This window comes from Escherichia sp. MOD1-EC5495, assembly GCF_002965965.1.
Classification (GTDB): domain Bacteria; phylum Pseudomonadota; class Gammaproteobacteria; order Enterobacterales; family Enterobacteriaceae; genus Escherichia; species Escherichia ruysiae.
Genome location: NZ_PTRI01000002.1, coordinates 171,287 through 193,356, shown reverse-complemented (window position 1 = coordinate 193,356; position 22,070 = coordinate 171,287). Strand labels below are relative to the sequence as shown.

19 protein-coding genes and 1 pseudogene are annotated in these 22,070 nt (G+C 51.9%); 12 read left to right on the top strand and 8 right to left on the bottom strand.

Features of this window, described 5'->3' with window-relative positions; translation table 11 throughout:
• The first annotated feature begins 1 nt into the window (after nucleotide 1).
• Both BEG40_RS02605 and BEG40_RS02600 read left to right on the top strand, forming a co-directional pair.
• Nucleotides 2-859: an efflux RND transporter periplasmic adaptor subunit gene (locus BEG40_RS02605; protein WP_105284832.1), complete on the top strand. Its 858-nt coding sequence runs from the start codon at nucleotides 2-4 to the stop codon at nucleotides 857-859.
• Complete coding sequence (locus BEG40_RS02600) at nucleotides 859-2,871, top strand: FUSC family protein (protein WP_105284831.1); 2,013 nt, start codon at nucleotides 859-861, stop codon at nucleotides 2,869-2,871. Before BEG40_RS02605 ends, BEG40_RS02600 begins: the two co-directional genes overlap by 1 nt.
• Here the strand turns inward: BEG40_RS02600 and sodC are convergent, their stop codons facing one another.
• From sodC to BEG40_RS02585, 3 genes are all read right to left on the bottom strand, one after another.
• The gene (gene sodC / locus BEG40_RS02595; RefSeq protein WP_000819797.1) at nucleotides 2,872-3,393 is read right to left on the bottom strand and encodes a superoxide dismutase [Cu-Zn] SodC; all 522 of its coding nucleotides are present in this window, start codon (nucleotides 3,391-3,393) and stop codon (nucleotides 2,872-2,874) included.
• A 79-nt stretch (nucleotides 3,394-3,472) separates the two neighbouring features.
• A complete protein-coding gene (locus tag BEG40_RS02590) occupies nucleotides 3,473-4,369 on the bottom strand; it encodes an aldo/keto reductase (RefSeq protein WP_000250648.1) in 897 nt (298 codons plus the stop codon).
• 48 nt (nucleotides 4,370-4,417) lie between these two features.
• Nucleotides 4,418-4,657: a DUF1289 domain-containing protein gene (locus BEG40_RS02585; RefSeq protein WP_000840481.1), complete on the bottom strand. Its 240-nt coding sequence runs from the start codon at nucleotides 4,655-4,657 to the stop codon at nucleotides 4,418-4,420.
• 102 nt (nucleotides 4,658-4,759) lie between these two features.
• Here BEG40_RS02585 and BEG40_RS02580 point away from each other — a divergent pair, with 102 nt between their 5' ends.
• The 5 genes and pseudogenes from BEG40_RS02580 (at nucleotide 4,760) to BEG40_RS02560 (ending at nucleotide 12,445) form a co-directional block, all read left to right on the top strand.
• A complete protein-coding gene (locus BEG40_RS02580; protein WP_105284830.1) occupies nucleotides 4,760-5,359 on the top strand; it encodes a TetR/AcrR family transcriptional regulator in 600 nt (199 codons plus the stop codon).
• A 37-nt stretch (nucleotides 5,360-5,396) separates the two neighbouring features.
• On the top strand, nucleotides 5,397-6,494 hold the full coding sequence (nemA, locus tag BEG40_RS02575; protein ID WP_016158203.1) for an N-ethylmaleimide reductase: 1,098 nt from the start codon (nucleotides 5,397-5,399) through the stop codon (nucleotides 6,492-6,494).
• A gap of 80 nt (nucleotides 6,495-6,574) precedes the next feature.
• On the top strand, nucleotides 6,575-6,982 hold the full coding sequence (gene gloA, locus BEG40_RS02570) for a lactoylglutathione lyase (protein WP_001237802.1): 408 nt from the start codon (nucleotides 6,575-6,577) through the stop codon (nucleotides 6,980-6,982).
• Nucleotides 6,983-7,084: 102 nt separating this feature from the next.
• Nucleotides 7,085-7,732: a ribonuclease T gene (gene rnt, locus BEG40_RS02565; protein WP_105284829.1), complete on the top strand. Its 648-nt coding sequence runs from the start codon at nucleotides 7,085-7,087 to the stop codon at nucleotides 7,730-7,732.
• 92 nt (nucleotides 7,733-7,824) lie between these two features.
• A pseudogene (locus tag BEG40_RS02560) lies at nucleotides 7,825-12,445 on the top strand (ATP-dependent helicase).
• A 49-nt stretch (nucleotides 12,446-12,494) separates the two neighbouring features.
• On the opposite strand, the gene grxD reads toward BEG40_RS02560, so the two are convergent.
• Complete coding sequence (gene grxD, locus BEG40_RS02555) at nucleotides 12,495-12,842, bottom strand: monothiol glutaredoxin 4 (protein ID WP_000108172.1); 348 nt, start codon at nucleotides 12,840-12,842, stop codon at nucleotides 12,495-12,497.
• Nucleotides 12,843-13,176: 334 nt separating this feature from the next.
• Here grxD and mepH point away from each other — a divergent pair, with 334 nt between their 5' ends.
• A complete protein-coding gene (gene mepH, locus BEG40_RS02550) occupies nucleotides 13,177-14,004 on the top strand; it encodes a peptidoglycan DD-endopeptidase MepH (RefSeq protein WP_105284828.1) in 828 nt (275 codons plus the stop codon).
• A 127-nt stretch (nucleotides 14,005-14,131) separates the two neighbouring features.
• Nucleotides 14,132-14,713, top strand: a complete 582-nt coding sequence (gene sodB / locus BEG40_RS02545) for a superoxide dismutase [Fe] (RefSeq protein WP_000007283.1) — start codon at nucleotides 14,132-14,134, stop codon at nucleotides 14,711-14,713.
• Nucleotides 14,714-14,856: 143 nt separating this feature from the next.
• On the opposite strand, the gene BEG40_RS02540 is transcribed toward sodB, so the two are convergent.
• Together BEG40_RS02540 and cydH are read right to left on the bottom strand one after the other, a co-directional pair.
• A complete protein-coding gene (locus BEG40_RS02540) occupies nucleotides 14,857-16,026 on the bottom strand; it encodes an MFS transporter (protein WP_105284827.1) in 1,170 nt (389 codons plus the stop codon).
• A 165-nt stretch (nucleotides 16,027-16,191) separates the two neighbouring features.
• Nucleotides 16,192-16,281, bottom strand: coding sequence for a cytochrome bd-I accessory subunit CydH (cydH, locus tag BEG40_RS02535; protein ID WP_000102278.1), 90 nt, complete (start codon nucleotides 16,279-16,281; stop codon nucleotides 16,192-16,194).
• 297 nt (nucleotides 16,282-16,578) lie between these two features.
• Here cydH and purR point away from each other — a divergent pair, with 297 nt between their 5' ends.
• Nucleotides 16,579-17,604 carry an HTH-type transcriptional repressor PurR gene (purR, locus tag BEG40_RS02525; RefSeq protein ID WP_000190978.1) on the top strand — a complete coding sequence of 342 codons (1,026 nt, stop codon included), beginning with the start codon at nucleotides 16,579-16,581 and terminating at the stop codon, nucleotides 17,602-17,604.
• Here the strand turns inward: purR and punR are convergent.
• Nucleotides 17,601-18,533 (bottom strand): DNA-binding transcriptional activator PunR, encoded by a 933-nt coding sequence (punR, locus tag BEG40_RS02520; RefSeq protein ID WP_000269488.1) that lies wholly within the window; start codon nucleotides 18,531-18,533, stop codon nucleotides 17,601-17,603. The genes purR and punR overlap by 4 nt on opposite strands.
• Nucleotides 18,534-18,645: 112 nt before the next feature.
• On the opposite strand from punR, the gene punC reads away from it, so the two are divergent.
• Both punC and cfa read left to right on the top strand, forming a co-directional pair.
• Entirely contained in the window at nucleotides 18,646-19,857 is a 1,212-nt protein-coding gene (punC, locus tag BEG40_RS02515; RefSeq protein ID WP_001182342.1) for a purine nucleoside transporter PunC, read from the top strand.
• A gap of 289 nt (nucleotides 19,858-20,146) precedes the next feature.
• A complete protein-coding gene (cfa, locus tag BEG40_RS02510; RefSeq protein WP_000098915.1) occupies nucleotides 20,147-21,295 on the top strand; it encodes a cyclopropane fatty acyl phospholipid synthase in 1,149 nt (382 codons plus the stop codon).
• A gap of 48 nt (nucleotides 21,296-21,343) precedes the next feature.
• On the opposite strand, the gene BEG40_RS02505 is transcribed toward cfa, so the two are convergent.
• A complete protein-coding gene (locus tag BEG40_RS02505; protein ID WP_000493960.1) occupies nucleotides 21,344-21,970 on the bottom strand; it encodes a riboflavin synthase in 627 nt (208 codons plus the stop codon).
• Nucleotides 21,971-22,070: the final 100 nt, after the last annotated feature.

Below are 22,070 nucleotides of genomic sequence, written 5' to 3'. Positions count from 1 at the left end.
TATGTCAATTAAAACAATTAAGTATTTCTCAACAATTATTGTAGCGGTTGTTGCGATTCTTGCCGGATGGTGGCTATGGAACTATTACATGCAGTCACCGTGGACACGCGATGGAAAAATACGTGCAGAACAGGTTTCTATCACGCCACAGGTGTCTGGACGTATTGTTGCGATGAATATAAAAGACAACCAGTTGGTTAATGCTGGTGATATTTTGCTCACTATCGATAAAACGCCCTTTCAGATAGCCGAACTGAACGCCCAGGCACAGTTAACGAAAGCGCAATCTGACCTCGCCAAAGCCAATAACGAAGCTAACCGTCGCCGTCATCTCTCACATAATTTTATCTCTGCCGAAGAGCTGGATACCGCTAACCTCAATGTTAAAGCGATGCAGGCCAGTGTTGATGCCGCACAGGCGACGCTTAAACAGGCACAATGGCAACTGGCGCAAACGGAAATTCGCGCTCCGGTGAGTGGATGGGTAACTAATCTCACTACCCGCATCGGCGACTACGCCGACACCGGAAAACCCCTGTTTGCCCTGGTGGATAGCCATTCGTTTTACGTCATTGGTTATTTTGAAGAAACCAAATTGCGCCATATCCACGACGGTGCACCAGCACAAATTACGCTCTATAGCGACAACAAAACGTTACAGGGTCACGTTTCCAGTATCGGTCGGGCGATTTATGATCAGAGCGTTGAAAGTGATTCCAGCCTGATTCCTGATGTGAAACCTAACGTCCCCTGGGTACGTCTCGCCCAACGCGTTCCCGTCCGCTTTGCTCTGAATAAAGTCCCCAGCGATGTCACGCTGGTGTCGGGCACCACCTGTAGCATCGCCGTAGGTCAATAATGAACGCATCATCCTGGTCCTTGCGCAATTTGCCCTGGTTCAGGGCCACGCTGGCGCAATGGCGTTATGCGTTACGCAATACCATTGCCATGTGCCTGGCGCTGACGGTTGCCTATTATTTAAATCTCGATGAACCCTACTGGGCGATGACCTCGGCTGCGGTGGTAAGCTTCCCCACCGTTGGTGGTGTCATCAGCAAAAGCCTCGGACGCATCGCTGGCAGTTTGCTGGGAGCCATTGCGGCACTGATTCTTGCCGGGCATACGCTTAACGAGCCGTGGTTTTTTCTATTGAGCATGTCGGCGTGGCTTGGTTTTTGTACCTGGGCTTGCGCGCACTTCACGAATAACGTGGCGTATGCCTTCCAACTGGCGGGCTACACTGCGGCCATTATCGCCTTTCCGATGGTCAATATCACGGAAGCAAGCCAGTTATGGGATATCGCTCAGGCGCGCGTTTGCGAAGTCATCGTCGGTATTCTTTGCGGCGGCATGATGATGATGATCCTGCCGAGTAGTTCCGACGCCACCGCGCTTTTAACCGCGTTAAAAAACATGCATGCCCGTTTACTGGAACATGCCAGCTTGCTCTGGCAGCCTGAAACAACCGATGCCATTCGCACAGCACATGAAGGAATCATTGGTCAAATATTAACCATGAATTTGCTGCGCATTCAGGCGTTCTGGAGTCACTATCGTTTCCGCCAGCAAAATGCACGCCTGAATGCGCTACTCCACCAGCAATTACGCATGACCAGCGTCATCTCCAGCCTGCGACGTATGTTGCTCAACTGGTCATCAACGCCCGCCGCCACTCGTGAAATTCTCGAACAGTTGCTGACGGCGCTTGCCAGTTCGCAAACTGATTTTTACACCGTCGCACGTATCATTGCCCCACTGCGCCCAACCAACGCCGCCGACTATCGGCACGTCGCCTTCTGGCAGCGACTACGCTATTTTTGCCGCCTTTATCTGCAAAGTAGTCAGGAACTACATCGTCTGGAAAGCGGTACAGATGATCGAGCCAGACTCCCACGAACAGCCGGCCTGGCACGTCATACCGATAACGCCGAAGCAATGTGGAGTGGACTGCGCACATTTTGTACGTTGATGATAATTGGCGCATGGAGTATTGCCTCGCAATGGGATGCCGGAGCCAATGCATTAACACTGGCAGCAATTAGCTGCGTACTCTACTCCGCCGTCGCGGCACCGTTTAAGTCACTGTCGCTACTTATGCGCACGCTGGTATTACTTTCGCTATTTAGCTTTGTGGTTAAGTTTGGTCTGATGGTTCAGATTAGCGATCTGTGGCAATTTTTGCTGTTTCTCTTCCCGCTACTGGCAACGATGCAACTTCTCAAATTACAGATGCCCAAATTTGCCGCGCTGTGGGGACAACTGATTGTATTTATGGGTTCGTTCATCGCTGTCACTAATCCACCGGTGTATGATTTTGCTGACTTTCTTAACGATAATCTGGCGAAAATTGTTGGCGTGGCGCTGGCGTGGTTAGCGTTCGCCATTCTGCGACCAGGATCGGATGCCCGTAAAAGCCGCCGACATATTCGCGCGCTGCGCCGGGATTTTGTCGACCAACTAAGCCGCCATCCAACCCTGAGTGAAAGCGAATTTGAATCGCTTACTTATCACCACGTTAGTCAGTTGAGCAACAGCCAGGATGCACTGGCTCGCCGTTGGTTATTACGCTGGGGCGTGGTGCTGCTGAACTGTTCACATGTTGTCTGGCAATTGCGGGACTGGGAGTCGCGTTCCGATCCGTTATCGCGAGTGCGGGATAACTGTATTTTGCTGTTGCGGGGAGTAATGAGTGAACGTGGCGTTCAGCAAAAATCACTGGCGGCCACACTTGAAGAATTACAGCGGATATGCGATAGCCTTGCCCACCATCATCAACCCGCTGCCCGTGAGCTGGCGGCGATTGTCTGGCGTCTGTACTGCTCGCTTTCGCAACTTGAGCAAGCGCCGCCGCAAGGTACGCTGACCTCTTAATTACTTAATAACACCACAGGCATAGCGTTCACCGCCACCGCCCAGCGGTTTTGGTTGATCGGACATATTATCGCCGCCAACGTGGATCATCAGCGCCTTATCTTTGATTTCATCAAGTGATTTCAGACGAGGCGCAATGACGGCATCGGTTGCTTTACCGTCATTGTTAACTACCAGTGCAGGCAGATCGCCTAAGTGTCCTGCACCTTCTGGCCCTTCATGCTTACCGGTATTTTGTGGATCAAGATGCCCGCCTGCGGATTCTGCGGCACTGGCTTTGCCATCTTTCGTTGCTGGCTGGCAGCTTCCTTTGGCATGAATATGGAAGCCATGCTCACCGGGTGGTAATGCTTTCAGATCGGGTGAAAACTCCAGACCTTTATCGGTTTCAGTAATCGTTACACTACCGATTGACTGCCCAACCCCTTGCGACGTGACGAGGTTCATCTCGACTTTTTCACTGGCAGCTTGTGCGCCGGTTGCAACAACCAGCGCCAGAATGGCCAGACTAAAACGTTTCATAGGACCTCCGTTCAATGTGCATACCCGTTAAGTGTAAACCAGTGACACATATTTGAACGGCGGCTATTCCTAAAAGTGTTTACGGTACGTCGTAACCCAGTGCCGCTTTACGGATACGGAACCATTGTTGGCGGGTCATTTTCAATGCTTCCGCTTCGACAGCAGCCCGCACACGCTCAATTTTACCGGAGCCGATAATCGGCAGCGGCTGCGATGGCAGACGCAATATCCAGGCATAAACCACCTGCTCGATAGAGCCCGCGTTTAATTCTTCCGCCACCACAGCAAGTTCATCACGTAGCGGCCTGAAATAATCATCATTAAACAGACGACCACCGCCAAGACAAGACCAGGCCATCGGGCGAATACGCAGTTGTTGCAGTTGATCAAGCGTGCCATCCAGCAGTAACGGCTGATGCACCGGGGATATTTCCACCTGATTAGTGGCAAGGGTAAACGGCAGACGCGATTGCAACAGCGCAAATTGCGCAGGCGTGAAGTTGGATACGCCAAAATGGCGTACTTTTCCGCTCTGATGCAGATGTTTAAACGCATCTGCCACTTCATCGGCATCCATGAGCGGGTCGGGGCGATGGATCAGCAGCAGATCCAGATGATCGGTCGCAAGATTAATCAGCGACTGTTCGGCGCTCTTAATGATGTGATCGCGGTCAGTGATGTAATGACCAATGACGTTTTCTTCACGCGCGGTCGTCGCGATACCGCATTTGCTGACAATTTCCATTCGTTCACGCAAATGAGGCGCCAGTTTCAACGCCTCGCCAAACGCCGCTTCGCACTGATAACCGCCATAAATATCAGCGTGGTCCACGGTAGTCACGCCGAGATCCAGATGCTCTTCAATAAAACTGACTAACTGGCGAGCGGACATATTCCAGTCCATCAGTCGCCAGTAGCCCATCACGAAACGTGAAAACTCCGGGCCTTGCGGCGCAATAGTAATACGCTGAACCATAATCGCTTCCTCTTATCAGATATGAGAGGAGTATACGCAAGATTATGCTCAAAAGAGTGATGGTTGCTCCGGTTCGTCTGATGACGCTGGCTTATTTGCACGTAATTTACGCATAAGTCGTTGCCGACAAAGGCGCAGCACCTCTTGTTTTTCGCCATCACTCATTTTATTCCAGTTAAAACGCTCATCCCGGCTACGAAAACAGCCGCGACAAAATCCGCGTTCATCAGACTGGCAAATTCCCCGGCACGGGCTCTGGACGGGAAAGAACTCTAATTGCTCCGCCATTTCGCCCTCCTGAGATGAGATTATTACCACTATTGAAGCTGTTAATGCCCAAAGTAGCAACTTTGCTTGCACTAGACCGACTGGTCTACTACACTCGAACGCATGAACAAACACACCGAACATGATACTCGCGAACACCTCCTGGCTACGGGTGAGCAACTTTGCCTGCAACGTGGATTCACCGGGATGGGGCTAAGCGAATTACTAAAAACCGCTGAAGTGCCGAAAGGGTCGTTCTATCACTACTTTCGCTCTAAAGAAGCGTTTGGCGTTGCCATGCTTGAGCGTCATTACGCGGCATATCACCTGCGACTGACGGAGTTACTGCATTCCGGTGAAGGTAACTACCGCGACCGCATTCTGGCTTATTACCAGCAGACGCTTAATCAGTTTTGCCAGCATGGAACTATCAGCGGATGCCTGACAGTAAAGCTCTCTGCCGAAGTGTGTGACCTGTCAGAAGATATGCGTAACGCAATGGATAAAGGTGCACGCCAGGTAATCGTCCTGCTCGCCCAGGCACTGGAAAATGGCCGTGCCAGCCACTGTTTAACCTTTTGTGGCGAACCGCTGCAACAGGCGCAAGTACTTTACGCGCTGTGGCTGGGCGCAAATCTGCAGGCCAAAATTTCGCGCAGTTCCGGGCCACTGGAAAACGCGCTGACACATGTAAAAACCATTATTGCGACGCCTGCCGTTTAGCAGGCATTTTTTCATCATCAGACGACCGGGAGCCTTTATGTCATCTGAAAAACTGTATTCTCCACTAAAAGTGGGCGCGATCACGGTGGCAAACCGTATTTTTATGGCCCCTCTGACGCGTCTGCGCAGCATTGAACCGGGTGATATCCCTACTCCGTTGATGGCGGAATACTATCGCCAACGTGCCAGTGCCGGTTTGATTATTAGCGAAGCCACTCAAGTCTCCGCTCAGGCAAAAGGGTATGCGGGCGCACCTGGCATTCATAGCCCAGAGCAAATCGCAGCATGGAAAAAAATCACCGCTGGTGTTCATGCTGAAAATGGTCATATCGCCGTACAGCTTTGGCATACGGGGCGCATTTCTCACGCCAGCCTGCAACCTGGCGGCCAGGCTCCGGTAGCACCTTCGGCACTTAGTGCGGGAACCCGTACTTCTCTGCGCGATGAAAATGGTCAGGCGATCCGTGTCGAGACATCTATGCCGCGTGCACTGGAACTGGAAGAGATTCCGGGTATCGTCAATGATTTCCGCCAGGCCATCGCTAACGCCCGTGAAGCCGGTTTTGATCTGGTGGAGCTTCACTCCGCTCACGGGTATTTACTGCATCAGTTCCTGTCGCCTTCTTCAAACCATCGTACCGATCAGTACGGCGGTAGCGTGGAAAATCGCGCACGCCTGGTACTGGAAGTCGTTGATGCCGGAATAAAAGAATGGGGTGCCGATCGCATTGGCATTCGCGTTTCGCCAATCGGTACTTTCCAGAATACCGATAACGGCCCGAATGAAGAAGCCGATGCGCTGTATCTGATTGAACAACTGGGCAAACGCGGCATTGCTTATCTGCATATGTCAGAACCAGACTGGGCAGGCGGCAAACCATATACCGAGGCTTTCCGCGAAAAAGTACGCGCCCGTTTCCACGGTCCAATTATCGGGGCTGGTGCATATACGGTAGAAAAAGCAGAAACGCTGATCGGCAAAGGGTTAATTGATGCGGTGGCATTTGGTCGTGACTGGATTGCAAACCCGGATCTGGTCGCCCGCTTGCAGCGCAAAGCTGAGCTTAACCCACAGCGTGCCGAAAGTTTCTACGGTGGCGGCGCGGAAGGCTATACCGATTACCCTACGCTGTAATCCAACATTGCGAGCGGCGCAAACCCGCCGCTATACTAAAACAACATTTTGAATCTGTTAGCCATTTTGAGGATATAAAAATGCGTCTTCTTCACACCATGCTGCGCGTTGGCGATCTGCAACGCTCCATCGATTTTTATACCAACGTGCTGGGCATGAAACTGCTGCGTACCAGCGAAAACCCGGAATACAAATACTCACTGGCGTTTGTTGGCTACGGCCCGGAAACCGAAGAAGCGGTGATTGAACTGACCTACAACTGGGGCGTGGATAAATACGAACTCGGCACCGCTTATGGTCATATCGCCCTTAGCGTTGATAACGCCGCTGAAGCGTGCGAAAAAATCCGTCAGAACGGCGGTAACGTGACCCGTGAAGCCGGCCCGGTAAAAGGCGGCACTACGGTTATCGCATTTGTGGAAGATCCGGACGGTTATAAAATTGAATTGATCGAAGAGAAAGACGCCGGTCGCGGTCTGGGCAACTAATCTCCTGCCGGGCGTGCACTCATCACGCCCGCATCTTTACTGCATCAGCGGGTAATATTTGTCATAATGCGCGCTGCAATTTTTCCGTATTAAGAGAATCAGATGTCCGATAACGCTCAACTTACCGGTCTGTGCGACCGTTTTCGTGGTTTTTATCCTGTTGTGATCGATGTTGAAACAGCCGGATTTAACGCCAAAACCGATGCGCTGCTTGAGATTGCCGCCATCACCCTGAAAATGGATGAACAAGGCTGGCTGGTGCCGGACACCACATTACATTTCCACGTCGAGCCGTTTGTCGGCGCTAATTTGCAACCAGAAGCCCTCGCCTTCAACGGCATTGACCCGAACGATCCCGATCGCGGCGCGGTCAGCGAATACGAGGCGCTGCACGAAATTTTTAAAGTTGTCCGTAAAGGCATCAAAGCGAGCGGCTGTAACCGCGCCATTATGGTGGCGCACAACGCCAATTTTGATCATAGCTTTATGATGGCCGCCGCAGAACGCGCCTCGCTGAAACGTAACCCGTTCCACCCTTTCGCCACTTTTGACACTGCTGCACTGGCCGGGCTGGCGCTCGGACAAACCGTATTATCAAAAGCCTGCCAGACCGCTGGCATGGAGTTTGATAGCACTCAGGCGCACTCCGCGCTGTACGATACCGAGCGCACCGCCGTGCTGTTTTGTGAAATCGTCAACCGCTGGAAACGTCTGGGAGGCTGGCCGCTGCCTGCCGCCGAAGAGGTGTAATCGAGTCGATGCCTGATGACATGCAATGATTCAGGCATCTATAGTGAGGCTATTCCACGCATCATGCATTATATTCACGGGGAATAGCGTTAATGGCAGATAACCCAAATCCTTCATCGCCGCTGCCGGACGTTTTTTCACCGGCGACCCGCGACTGGTTTCTTCGCGCCTTTAAACAGCCGACCGCTGTCCAGTCGCAAACCTGGCATGTGGCGGCGCGAGGCAAACATGCGCTGGTGATTGCACCGACTGGCTCCGGGAAAACGCTGGCAGCATTTCTCTACGCCCTCGATCGGCTCTTCCGCGAAGGCGGATACAACGCCAGCGAGGCGCATAAGCGTAAAACCTCGCGCATCCTCTATATTTCACCGATTAAAGCCTTAGGCACCGACGTTCAGCGCAATTTACAGATCCCGTTACAGGGCATTGCGGATGAGCGGCGGCGGCGTGGCGAAACGGAAGTCAACATTCGTGTGGGTATCCGCACTGGCGATACGCCCGCACAGGAACGCAGCAAACTGACCCGTAATCCGCCGGATATTCTGATCACCACGCCCGAATCACTCTACCTGATGCTGACCTCCCGCGCGCGAGAGACGCTGCGCGGCGTCGAAACGGTGATTATTGATGAGGTCCATGCCGTGGCAGGCAGCAAACGTGGCGCACATCTGGCACTGAGCCTGGAGCGACTCGATGCGTTGCTAAACACCTCTGCACAACGAATTGGTCTTTCCGCCACCGTGCGCTCGGTCAGCGATGTGGCGGAATTTCTGGGTGGCGATCGCCCGGTTACGATAGTCAACCCTCCCGCAATGCGCCATCCGCAGATCCGTATTGTCGTTCCTGTTGCCAATATGGATGATGTCTCATCGGTCGCCATCGGCACCGGAGAAGAGGGCCACGCAGGCAGAGAGGGATCAATCTGGCCATATATTGAAACCGGCATTCTTGATGAAGTGTTGCGCCATCGCTCAACCATTGTTTTCACCAATTCTCGCGGACTGGCGGAAAAACTGACGGCACGATTAAATGAGCTTTACGCCGCACGATTACAGCGTTCCCCTTCTCTCGCCGTTGATGTGGCCCATTTCGAGTCGACCTCCGGCGCAACCTCTAACCGTGTACAAAGTAGCGACGTTTATATTGCCCGCTCACACCACGGCTCCGTCTCTAAAGAACAACGAGCAATCACCGAACAGGCGCTGAAATCGGGTGAATTACGCTGCGTGGTCGCAACCTCCAGTCTCGAACTGGGGATTGATATGGGCGCGGTGGATCTGGTGATTCAGGTGGCGACGCCGCTCTCTGTCGCCAGCGGGTTACAACGCATTGGGCGCGCCGGACACCAGGTTGGAGGCATCTCCAAAGGGCTTTTTTTCCCCCGTACCCGGCGTGACTTAGTCGATTCCGCAGTTATTGTGGAGTGTATGTTCGCTGGCAAGCTGGAAAGCCTGACACCACCGCATAATCCACTCGACGTTCTGGCGCAGCAAACTGTTGCCGCTGCGGCGATGGACGCCTTACAGGTTGATGAGTGGTACGCCCGCGTGCGCCGTGCCGCACCGTGGAAAGATCTGCCGAGGTGCGTTTTTGACGCCACGCTGGATATGCTTTCCGGGCGCTATCCTTCTGGTGATTTTTCCACTTTTCGCCCAAAACTTATCTGGAATCGGGAAAGTGGAATATTAACTGCGCGTCCTGGCGCCCAACTGCTGGCTGTGACCAGCGGTGGCACCATTCCGGATCGTGGCATGTACAGCGTGTTATTGCCGGCAGGTGAAGAACAGGCAGGATCTCGTCGGGTAGGAGAACTGGATGAAGAGATGGTGTATGAATCGCGGGTGAATGACATTATCACCCTCGGGGCTACCTCCTGACGGATCCAGCAAATCACCCGCGATCAGGTGATTGTGACGCCTGCGCCCGGACGCTCCGCCAGACTTCCCTTCTGGCGCGGTGAAGGTAGCGGACGTCCCGCTGAATTAGGCGAGATGATCGGCGATTTTCTCCATTTGCTGGCGGATGGCGCGTTCTTTTCCGCGAATATCCCTCCGTGGCTGGCGGAAAAAAATACGCTCGCCAATATTAAGGGGCTGATTGACGAGCAGCGAAACGCAACGGGCGTTGTCCCCGGAAGCCGTCACCTGGTTCTCGAACGCTGCCGTGATGAAATTGGCGACTGGCGTATTATTTTGCACTCTCCTTATGGAAGACGCGTGCATGAACCCTGGGCGCTGGCGATTGCCGGGCGAATACATGCGCTATGGGGCGCAGACGCCTCAGTCGTTGCCAGTGATGACGGTATTGTTGCGCGCATTCCTGACACCGATGGCAAATTGCCTGATGCTGCCATTTTCTTGTTTGAGCCGGAAAAGTTGCTGCAAATTGTCCGTGAAGCGGTGGGCAGCTCGGCGCTTTTTGCTGCCCGTTTTCGTGAATGCGCCGCGCGGGCATTGCTGATGCCTGGTCGCACGCCGGGGCATCGCACGCCACTGTGGCAACAACGACTACGAGCCAGCCAGTTGCTGGAAATCGCCCAGGGTTATCCTGATTTTCCAGTCATTCTCGAAACCCTGCGCGAATGCCTGCAAGATGTTTATGATCTTCCCGCGCTGGAACGTTTGATGCGTCGCCTGAACGGTGGCGAAATACAAATCTCCGATGTAACGACCGCTACGCCCTCGCCTTTCGCCGCCAGTTTATTGTTCGACTATGTCGCGGAGTTTATGTACCAGAGCGACGCCCCGCTGGCAGAGCGCCGGGCGTCCGTACTGTCGCTGGACAGCGAGCTGTTGCGCAATCTACTCGGCCAGGTCGATCCGGGTGAATTACTCGACCCGCAGGTCATTCGCCAGGTGGAAGAAGAGTTACAGCGACTAGCGGCTGGCAGAAAAGCGAAAGGTGAAGAAGGTTTGTTTGATCTGCTACGCGAACTGGGGCCAATGACGTTTGAAGATCTGGTACAACGGCATACAGGCAGCGGTGAAGAGATTGAGGCGTATGTGGAAAATCTTCTCGCAGAAAAACGAATCTTCCTGGCAATGATTGCAGGTCAGAAGCACCTGGCCTGCATGGATGACGCCGCCAGGCTACGGGACGCCCTCGGTGTACAGCTGCCACACTCACTACCGGAAATCTACCTGCACCGCGTAAATTCCCCGCTTCGCGATCTCTTTCTACGCTATCTGCGGACTCATGCCCTGGTCACGGCTGAACAACTTGCCCGTGATTTTGGCCTCGGTATTGCCGTTGTCGAAGAGCAACTTCAGCAACTGCGCGAACAGGGGTTGATGATGAATCTGCAACAAGACGTCTGGGTGAGTGACGAAGTTTTCCGTCGTCTGCGCTTACGCTCGCTGCAGGCTGCCAGAGAAGCGACGCGTCCAGTTCCGTCTACAGTCTATGCGCGATTGCTGCTGGAACGTCAGGGCGTGTTACCCGCCACCGATGGCAGCCCGGCGCTCTTTGCCACAACGTCTACAGGCGTTTATGAGGGTGTGGATGGCGTTATGCGGGTTATCGAACAACTTGCCGGTGTTGGTTTACCCGCCTCACTCTGGGAAAGCCAGATCCTGCCAGCCCGCGTGCGCGACTATTCGCCAGAAATGCTTGATGAACTGCTGGCAACCGGCGCAGTTATCTGGTCGGGGCAAAAAAGACTGGGGGATGATGACGGTCTGGTGGCTCTGCATTTGCAGGAATATGCCGCAGAATCGTTAACACCAGTAGAAAATGATCACGCGAAACGTTCAGCGATTCAGCAAGCAATTATCGCGGTTCTGGCTGATGGTGGTGCCTGGTTTGCGCAACAAATCGGTCAACGGGTAGGCGAGAAAATCGGTCAACCGGTAAATGCGTCGCCCCTGCAAGAAGCGTTATGGGAGCTGGTCTGGCAGGGCGTCATTACCAGCGATATTTGGGCACCGTTACGCGCCCTCGCCCGCAGCAGCACCAGCGCGCGCGCCTCAGCTCGCCGCAGCCTCCGGGCTCGGCGTGGACGTCCTGCCTATACGTTGCCCATCTCGCCGCTGGTATCTTACAACACGCCGAAGCTGGCTGGGCGCTGGTCGTTATTACAGGTGGAGCCACTGAACGATACTGAAAGGATGCTGGCGCTGGCGGAGAATATGCTCGACCGCTACGGCATCGTCAGTCGTCAGTCGTCAGGCGGTGATAGCCGAGAATATCCCTGGCGGGTTTCCATCAATGCAAACGCTTTGTCGCAGCATGGAAGATTCGGGGCGAATTATGTGTGGTCGTTTTGTTGAAGGTCTGGGCGGTGCGCAATTTGCTGATAGCCTGACTATTGACCGATTGCGCGATCTCGCCGCCGCCAGCCAACCGCAGCAATTCACGCCAGTGGCGCTCTCTGCCAACGATCCGGCTAATGTGTGGGGAAATATCCTGCCCTGGCCTGCACATCCGGCAACGCTGGTGCCAACGCGTCGGGCGGGTGCGCTGGTGGTTGTTTCTGGCGGCAAATTGTTGCTCTATCTGGCGCAAGGCGGCAAAAAAATGCTGGTCTGGCAGGAAAAAGAGGAATTACTCGCGCCAGAGGTTTTACAGGCGCTGACCACCGCGCTGCGTCGCGAACCACGGCTGCGCTTTACGCTGACAGAAGTGAATGATCAACCCGTCCGGCAAACGCCGATGTTTACGCTGCTGCGTGAGGCGGGATTTTCAAGTTCACCACAAGGGCTGGATTGGGGATAGAAAAGGACTGACGGATACTTGTTTGCATCCGTCAGTATTGCAGGACGGATTACTCCGCGTCCGGCTCTTCAGACTTGTATTTAGCGGCAGTTTCTTTGATCAGCTGCTGCAGTTCGCCACGCTGATACATTTCGATCACGATATCACAGCCGCCTACCAGTTCGCCGTCAACCCACAGTTGCGGGAAAGTCGGCCAGTTAGCGTATTTCGGCAGTTCCGCACGAATGTCCGGATTCTGCAGGATATCAACATAGGCAAAACGTTCGCCACATGCGGCAAGCGCCTGGACTGCCTGGGCAGAGAAACCGCAGCTCGGCAGTTTCGGTGAACCTTTCATGTACAGCAGGATCGGGTTTTCAGCAATCTGGCGTTGGATTTTTTCGATAGTGGTGCTCATTGTCTTGCTTCCTCAAACTTCTTTACGGCAGTAATCTGACATTGTAGCGGGTCAGTGCGGCAACGGAAAATAACATTTTCATCACGCTTTTGCTATTTTATCCCTTTGCTCTAAATGTTGCATTTCAAATATTTTTTTCTTCTCTGGCACGCAACAACGTGGTGTTTTTATAACCATTTTTAGCTTTGCCTGCTGCATTTTTTTGCGCTCGCCAACGAAACGTATTTTTTAACAATAAAAGCTATTAACTTTCTCTTCTTCTATGCATTAGAATCATCAAGTTTTGTAAATCAGACGCAGGCATGATAGACCTGCCTTAACAGAGGGACGCTCAGTGGCGCGGATAAACCGTATTTCGATCACGCTCTGTGCTTTACTTTTTACTACCCTGCCTTTTACGCCTATGGCACATGCTTCAAAGCAAGCCAGGGAGAGTTCTGCTACCACTCACATCACCAAAAAAGCAGATAAAAAGAAAAGCACGGCAACCACCAAAAAGGCCAATAAAGCCAGCCAGAAAACAGCGAAAAAAGCCGCCAGTAAAAGTACTACTAAAAATAAAACTGCTTCTTCCGTTAAAAAATCCTCCATTACTGCTTCTAAAAACGCCAAAACTCGCAGCAAACAAGCCGTCAATAAAACGGCGTCAGCCAGCTTTACGGAAAAGTGCACCAAACGTAAAGGCTATAAGTCACGTTGCGTGAAAGTCAAAAATGCCACACAGGGAACCATCGCCGACGCGCATAAAGCCAAAGTACAGAAAGCCACAAAAGTGGCTATGAATAAGCTGATGCAGCAAATTGGCAAACCATATCGCTGGGGCGGCAGCTCACCGCGTACCGGTTTTGATTGCAGCGGGCTGGTTTATTATGCGTATAAAGATCTGGTGAAGATCCGTATTCCACGTACGGCTAACGAAATGTATCACTTACGTGATGCCGCGCCGATCGATCGCAGCGAACTGAAAAACGGCGACCTGGTTTTCTTCCGCACTCAGGGGCGCGGAACCGCCGATCACGTTGGCGTGTATGTCGGCAACGGCAAATTTATTCAGTCACCACGCAGTGGTCAGGAAATTAAAATCACTTCGTTAAGTGAAGATTACTGGCAACGCCACTATGTTGGTGCTCGTCGGATGATGACCCCAAAAACACTTCGCTAAAACTTTACCCTGTTGTTACGGCAACAGGGTAAGTTCATCTTTTGTATCACCTTTTAATTTGCTACCCTATCCATACGCACAATAAGGCTATTGTACGTATGCCAATTAATAATAAAGGAGAGTAGCAATGTCATTTGAATTACCTGCACTACCATATGCTAAAGATGCTCTGGCACCGCACATTTCTGCGGAAACTATCGAGTATCACTACGGCAAACATCATCAGACTTATGTCACTAACCTGAACAACCTGATCAAAGGTACTGCGTTTGAAGGTAAATCACTGGAAGAGATTATTCGCAGCTCTGAAGGTGGTGTATTCAACAACGCTGCTCAGGTCTGGAACCACACTTTCTACTGGAACTGCCTGGCGCCGAACGCCGGTGGCGAACCGACTGGAAAAGTCGCTGAAGCTATCGCCGCTTCTTTTGGCAGCTTTGCTGATTTCAAAGCTCAGTTTACTGATGCTGCGATCAAAAACTTTGGTTCTGGCTGGACCTGGCTGGTGAAAAACAGCGATGGCAAACTGGCTATCGTTTCCACCTCTAACGCGGGTACTCCGCTGACCACCGATGCAACTCCACTGCTGACCGTTGATGTCTGGGAACACGCTTATTACATCGACTATCGCAATGCACGTCCGGGTTATCTGGAGCACTTCTGGGCGCTGGTAAACTGGGAATTCGTAGCGAAAAATCTCGCTGCATAATAACTGATGGCAAATGCAACATTGCCTGATGCGCTTCGCTCCATGCCAACACGGATGAGTCATTAACACCACATCCGGCAAGATAAATCGCACTTTGCCTGCAAACTGTAACGCAGAAGGTTATCCTTCTGCGTTTTTGTTTATTAGCTGTTGGCAACGCAAACTGCTTCAGGTTGTTTTCTGGCTGACATAAATACCAGCAACAATGCCAGCCCCGCGACAATCGCCCCCATCACCGGCACAAAACTGTATCCCAGACCACCGGAAATCACTGCACCACCGGCTGCGGCACCCAGCGCATTTCCAAGGTTAAAGGCACCAATATTTACTGATGAAGACAAACCCGGCGCTTCGCTGGCGACGCGCATCACTCGCATCTGCAACGGCGGTACGACCGCAAAGGTTGCCGCGCCCCACACCACCATGCTGATTGCCGCGCCAAACTCATTTCGTGCCAGGAACGGGATCGCCAGCATAATCACCATCAACAGCAGCAAAAAGCCTTTCAGCGTACCATTGACCGAACGATCTGCCAGTTTACCGCCGAGATAGTTACCGATAGAGAACCCGACACCAATCAGCACCAGCATTGCTGTCACGAACACCGGCGTTGCGTGGGTGATGCTTTGCAGCACCGGAGAAATATAGGTGTAGAGGGTGAACATTGCACCAGCGCCCAGCACCGTCGTCAGCAATGCAGACAGCACCTGTGGACGCAACAGTACCGCCAGCTCTTTTTTCACTTCAGGCCGCGCTCCTGCGCCACCTTTAGGTAAAGAGAAGAACAGGCTCACCATTGAAATCACACCCAGCCCCGCCGTTGCCAGAAATGACATACGCCAGCCAATAGTTTCCCCAAGCCAGGTTGCCGCCGGAACGCCACCGATATTCGCCAGGGTTAAGCCCATAAACATAGTGGCAACTGCGCTGGCCTGTTTATGTTTTGGCACCACGCTTGCTGCCACGACAGACCCCAGGCCAAAAAACGCCCCATGATTCAGGCTGGTTAAAATGCGTGAAAGCATCAGCGTCATATAATCCGGTGCGATGGCAGAAAGTACGTTACCGAGGGTGAAAATCGCCATCAGGAAAATCAGCGCACTGCGGCGGGCACGATGAGAAAGCAGAAGCGTCATCAATGGCGCGCCAACCATCACGCCAACCGCATAGGCGCTGATTAACATTCCGGCAACTGGAATCGAGACATCCACACCACGCGCAATAACGGGCAACAAGCCCATTGGCGAGAATTCCGTTGTCCCGATACCAAACGCGCCAATTGCCAGCGCCAGCAACGGATAGTTAATTTTCATGCCTAATCTCCACCTCTTCGCGTCATCACGCGATGTTCATCAAAGTGGCGAAAGCATGACATCAATCACAAAAGAATGAAAATAACAAAAAGAGAAAACACTTTTGCCAATTTGCTAACAAAGAGGAAGGAGATGTGAGGGAGAACGCGCTCCCTCGAGGGGAAATCAGTGCAGCGCGGCAGTCAAACCCACGGCCACGATCAAACCAAGAACGATAATGGTTGTTACCAGTGAAAATTTAAGGTCGGTGCTCATCAAGTTTTCTCCTTTTTATTACCCCACAAAAAGTGATATTACGCATTTTTACATACTGTGATGAAAAAATCTCCCGCCATTTATAATGATAAGTGTTTTTACTACTTCCCCTTTTCATCAAGATCGGCCAAAATTCCACGCTTACATTATTTGCGTACTGGCCATTGACCCCTTCCTGACGCTCTGTGTCATTTTCCCGGCGTACCGCAACACTTTTGTTGTGCGTAAGGTGTGTAAAGGCAAACGTTTACCTTGCGATTTTGCAGGAGCTGAAGTTAGGGTCTGGAGTGAAATGGAATGGCAACAATAAAAGATGTAGCGAAGCGAGCAAACGTTTCCACTACAACTGTGTCACACGTAATCAACAAAACACGTTTTGTCGCTGAAGAAACGCGCAATGCCGTGTGGGCGGCGATCAAAGAATTACACTACTCCCCTAGCGCGGTGGCGCGTAGTCTGAAGGTCAACCACACCAAGTCTATCGGTTTGCTGGCGACCAGCAGCGAAGCGGCCTATTTCGCCGAGATCATTGAAGCGGTAGAAAAAAATTGCTTCCAGAAAGGCTACACGCTGATTCTGGGCAATGCGTGGAACAATCTTGAGAAACAGCGGGCTTATCTGTCGATGATGGCGCAAAAACGCGTCGATGGCCTGCTGGTGATGTGTTCTGAGTATCCGGAACCGTTGCTGGCGATGCTGGAAGAGTATCGCCATATCCCGATGGTGGTGATGGACTGGGGTGAAGCAAAAGCAGACTTTACCGATGCGGTTATCGATAACGCTTTTGAAGGCGGTTACATGGCCGGGCGCTATTTGATTGAACGCGGTCACCGCGAAATCGGTGTTATTCCGGGTCCTCTGGAGCGTAACACCGGTGCAGGCCGTCTGGCGGGCTTTATGAAAGCGATGGAAGAAGCCATGATCAAGGTGCCGGAAAACTGGATTGTGCAAGGTGACTTTGAGCCTGAATCAGGTTATCGCGCCATGCAGCAAATCCTGTCGCAACCGCACAGACCTACCGCAGTCTTCTGTGGCGGCGATATTATGGCGATGGGCGCGCTCTGTGCCGCTGATGAAATGGGTCTGCGCGTCCCGCAGGATGTTTCGCTGATCGGTTATGATAACGTGCGCAATGCTCGCTACTTTACCCCGGCACTGACCACTATCCATCAGCCAAAAGATTCGCTGGGTGAAACGGCGTTCAATATGCTGTTGGATCGTATCGTCAACAAACGCGAAGAACCGCAGTCAATTGAAGTTCATCCACGGTTGATTGAACGTCGCTCCGTGGCTGATGGCCCGTTCCGCGACTATCGTCGTTAATCATCCGTTGCGGGAGTCTCTTCAGGCTCCCGCAGCCACTCCTTATTCAGCGTCTCACTATCGCCGAGATACTCAAGCAACCAGGTTAAAGCAGGCGACATATCATTCTGCTGCCAGGTCAGACAACATGCTGAATCAGGGAATGGATTTTCCAGTTCTAGTGCTACCCACTTCCCCTCATTAAGCCACGGTTTGGCGAAATGTGTCGGCACCATACCGATGCATAACCCAGCCGAAATACACGTTGCCGATGATTCCCAGTCCGGTACAACCAGGCGCTTTTGGTTATCCAGCAGCCAGGTAATACGTTTGGGTAGCGTCCGTGAGGTGTCTTCGCGCACCAGTGACGGCCAGTTGCGCAACGTATCATCGCTGAATGGTCCATTCATTGACACAAGCGGATGATGGCGGGCAACAACACAACTCCAGCTCAACATCCCCATATCACGGAAGGCATAACGACCGCCCACCGGAATCGCTCGTGTCGCGCCAATCGCCAGTTCCACGCGCCCGTCAGAAAGCGCATCCCAGACACCATTGAATACTTCCTGAAATACCAGAAGTTCAACGTCATCAAAATGGCGATAGAAATCAACGATCATCTGCCGTGTACGTTCTGGCCTGACGATATTATCCACCGCAATAGCTAACTGACCACGCCAGCCGTTCGCAATCTGCTGACATTGCTGGCGCGTGATCTGCATTTTTTTGACAACAGAGCGCCCTTCTTTGAGAAACCACGCCCCGGCAGCGGTCAGTTCCACATCACGATGACGCCGTTCAAAAAGCGGCACCGCCAGCCACTCTTCCAGCTGACGCACGGTATAGCTGACCGCTGAAGGAACGCGATGCAACTCCTGAGCCGCAGCACTAAAACTGCCATTACGCGCCACCGCATCAACCACTTCGAGAGAATACTCAGACCACATAGTTTGCCTGCAAAATTTTTGAAACCAGTCATCAAATATTACCGTTTCACAACAGGAATTTCACTCCCTACACTTTGCGACGGTGTTTAATTGAGAAATTTAGAGAATATACATGCAACCTGGGAAAAGATTTTTAGTCTGGCTGGCGGGTTTGAGCGTACTCGGTTTTCTGGCAACCGATATGTATCTGCCCGCTTTCGCCGCCATTCAGGCCGATTTGCAAACGCCTGCGTCTGCTGTCAGTGCCAGCCTTAGTCTGTTCCTTGCCGGTTTTGCCGCAGCCCAACTTCTGTGGGGGCCGCTCTCCGACCGTTATGGTCGTAAACCGGTGTTATTAATCGGCCTGACAATTTTTGCATTAGGTAGTCTGGGGATGTTATGGGTGGATAACGCCATCACTCTGCTGGTATTACGGTTTGTGCAAGCGGTTGGTGTCTGTGCCGCCGCAGTTATCTGGCAGGCGTTGGTGACGGATTACTATCCTTCACAAAAAGTGAATCGTATTTTCGCCACGATCATGCCATTGGTGGGACTCTCTCCTGCCCTTGCTCCTCTTTTAGGTAGCTGGCTGCTGGTTCATTTTTCCTGGCAGGCGATTTTCGCGACCTTGTTTGCCATTACCGTGGTGCTGATTCTGCCCATTTTCTGGCTTAAACCCACGACTAAAGCACGTAACGACAGTCAGGATGGACTGACCTTTACCGATCTGCTGCGTTCAAAAACCTATCGCGGCAACGTGCTGATTTATGCAGCCTGTTCAGCCAGTTTCTTTGCCTGGCTGACCGGTTCACCGTTCATCCTTAGCGAGATGGGCTATAGCCCGGCAGTCATTGGTTTAAGTTATGTACCACAAACCATCGCGTTTCTGATTGGTGGTTATGGCTGTCGCGCAGCATTGCAGAAATGGCAAGGCAAACAATTATTACCGTGGCTGCTGGCGCTGTTTGCTGTCAGCGTCGTGGCGACCTGGGCTGCTGGCTTCATTAGCCATGTTTCGCTGGTCGAAATTCTGATCCCATTCTGTGTGATGGCTATTGCCAACGGTGCAATCTACCCGATTGTTGTCGCGCAGGCGCTGCGCCCCTTCCCACATGCGACCGGCCGCGCCGCAGCATTGCAGAACACACTGCAACTGGGACTGTGCTTCCTCGCAAGCCTTGTGGTTTCCTGGCTCATCAGCGTTAGCACACCACTGCTCACCACCACCTGCGTGATGTTATCGACCGTGGTACTGGCTTCTCTGGGTTACATGATGCAACGTTGTGAAGAACCTGGTTGCCAGAATCATGGCAATGCCGAAGTCGCTCATAGCGAATCACATTGATCTATATCGACATCTTTATACTTAGGCTGCTAACAAAATTTTGTTGTATGATTGAAATTAGCGGCCTATACTAATTTCCAGTTGTTAAGATTACGATAAATATTATGTTTTTACGGGGACAGGAGCGTTCCCGGATTGCTATGGATGGTCATTTCGGCAAGGGTTCCTCCTTTCCCTCTGTTCTACGTCGGATTATAGACTCGCGGATTTTCTGCGAGATTTCTCACAAAGCCCAAAAAGCGTCTACGCTGTTTTAAGGTTCTGATCACCGACCAGTGATGGAGAAACTATGAGTTCATCGTGTATAGAAGAAGTCAGCGTACCGGATGACAACTGGTACAGAATCGCCAACGAATTACTTAGCCGCGCCGGTATAGCCATCAACGGTTCTGCCCCGGCGGATATTCGTGTTAAAAACCCCGATTTTTTTAAGCGCGTTCTACAGGAAGGTTCGTTGGGGTTAGGCGAAAGTTATATGGATGGCTGGTGGGAATGTGAACGACTGGATATGTTTTTTAGCAAAGTCTTACGCGCAGGTCTCGAAAACCAACTCCCCCATCATTTCAAAGACACTCTGCGCATCGCAGGCGCTCGTCTCTTCAATCTGCAGAGTAAAAAACGTGCCTGGATAGTTGGCAAAGAGCATTACGATCTGGGTAATGACCTGTTCAGCCGTATGCTTGATCCCTTCATGCAATATTCCTGCGCTTACTGGAAAGATGCCGATAATCTGGAATCGGCCCAACAAGCGAAGCTTAAAATGATCTGCGAAAAATTGCAGTTGAAGCCAGGGATGCGTGTACTGGATATTGGCTGTGGTTGGGGCGGACTGGCGCACTACATGGCGTCTAACTATGACGTAAGCGTGGTAGGTGTCACCATTTCTGCTGAACAGCAGAAAATGGCTCAGGATCGCTGTGAAGGTCTGGATGTCACCATTTTGCTGCAAGATTACCGTGATCTGAACGATCAATTTGACCGCATTGTTTCAGTGGGAATGTTCGAACACGTCGGGCCGAAAAATTACAACACCTATTTTGAGGTGGTGGATCGCAATCTGAAACCGGAAGGTATTTTCCTGTTACATACTATCGGCTCGAAAAAAACCGATCTGAATGTTGATCCGTGGATTAATAAATATATTTTCCCGAACGGTTGCCTGCCCTCCGTGCGCCAGATCGCTCAATCCAGCGAACCACACTTTGTGATGGAAGACTGGCATAACTTTGGCGCCGATTACGATACCACGCTGATGGCCTGGTATGAGCGATTCCTCGCCGCATGGCCGGAAATTGCGGATAATTACAGTGAACGCTTTAAACGGATGTTTACCTATTATCTGAATGCTTGCGCTGGTGCTTTCCGCGCCCGTGATATTCAGCTCTGGCAAGTGGTGTTCTCTCGAGGAGTCGAAAACGGCCTTCGGGTTGCACGCTAAATGTTATGATATCGCCCCCGTTTGGGGGCGATATCATATTTCAGTCCGTTATTGATTCTGCGCCTTTTCCCGCATCGCCAGCACACGTTCTACCGTATCTACCACTGCCTGAGTTTGTGGATCGATTTCGATATTGACGCGCGCTCCGAGTTTTTTCTTACCGAGAGTGGTACGTTCCAGCGTTTCTGGAATTAAATGCACGCAGAAACGTGTTGACGTTACTTCGCCCACGGTCAGGCTAATACCGTCGATTCCGATAAATCCTTTGTACAGGATATATTTCATCAACTGACTATCCTGCACTTTAAACCAGATCTGGCGATTATTTTCAGAGGTTAATATTTTCGCTACTTCAGCGGTGGTCATAATATGACCCGACATTAAATGTCCGCCAATTTCATCACTGAATTTAGCCGCACGCTCTACGTTTACCCAATCCCCAACCTGTAAATCACCAAGATTAGTAATGCGTAACGTCTCTTTCATCAGATCAAAACTGATATGGTTACCGTTGATTTCCGTCACGGTCAGGCAACAACCGTTGTGTGCCACAGATGCACCGGTCTCCAGACCATCCAGCATATAGTCAGGTAACTCAACCACATGAGTACGAAAATTTGGTTTCTCGTCAATCGACACCAGTTTTGCAGTGCCCTGCACTATCCCCGTAAACATACTTACAACTCCTGAAATCAGTTAAGGCATTCTGTTCAGCACAATAGCAGGTGGGAAACACCCTTACCAGTAAAGGGGGCTGAATGGTTATTTTTTCACT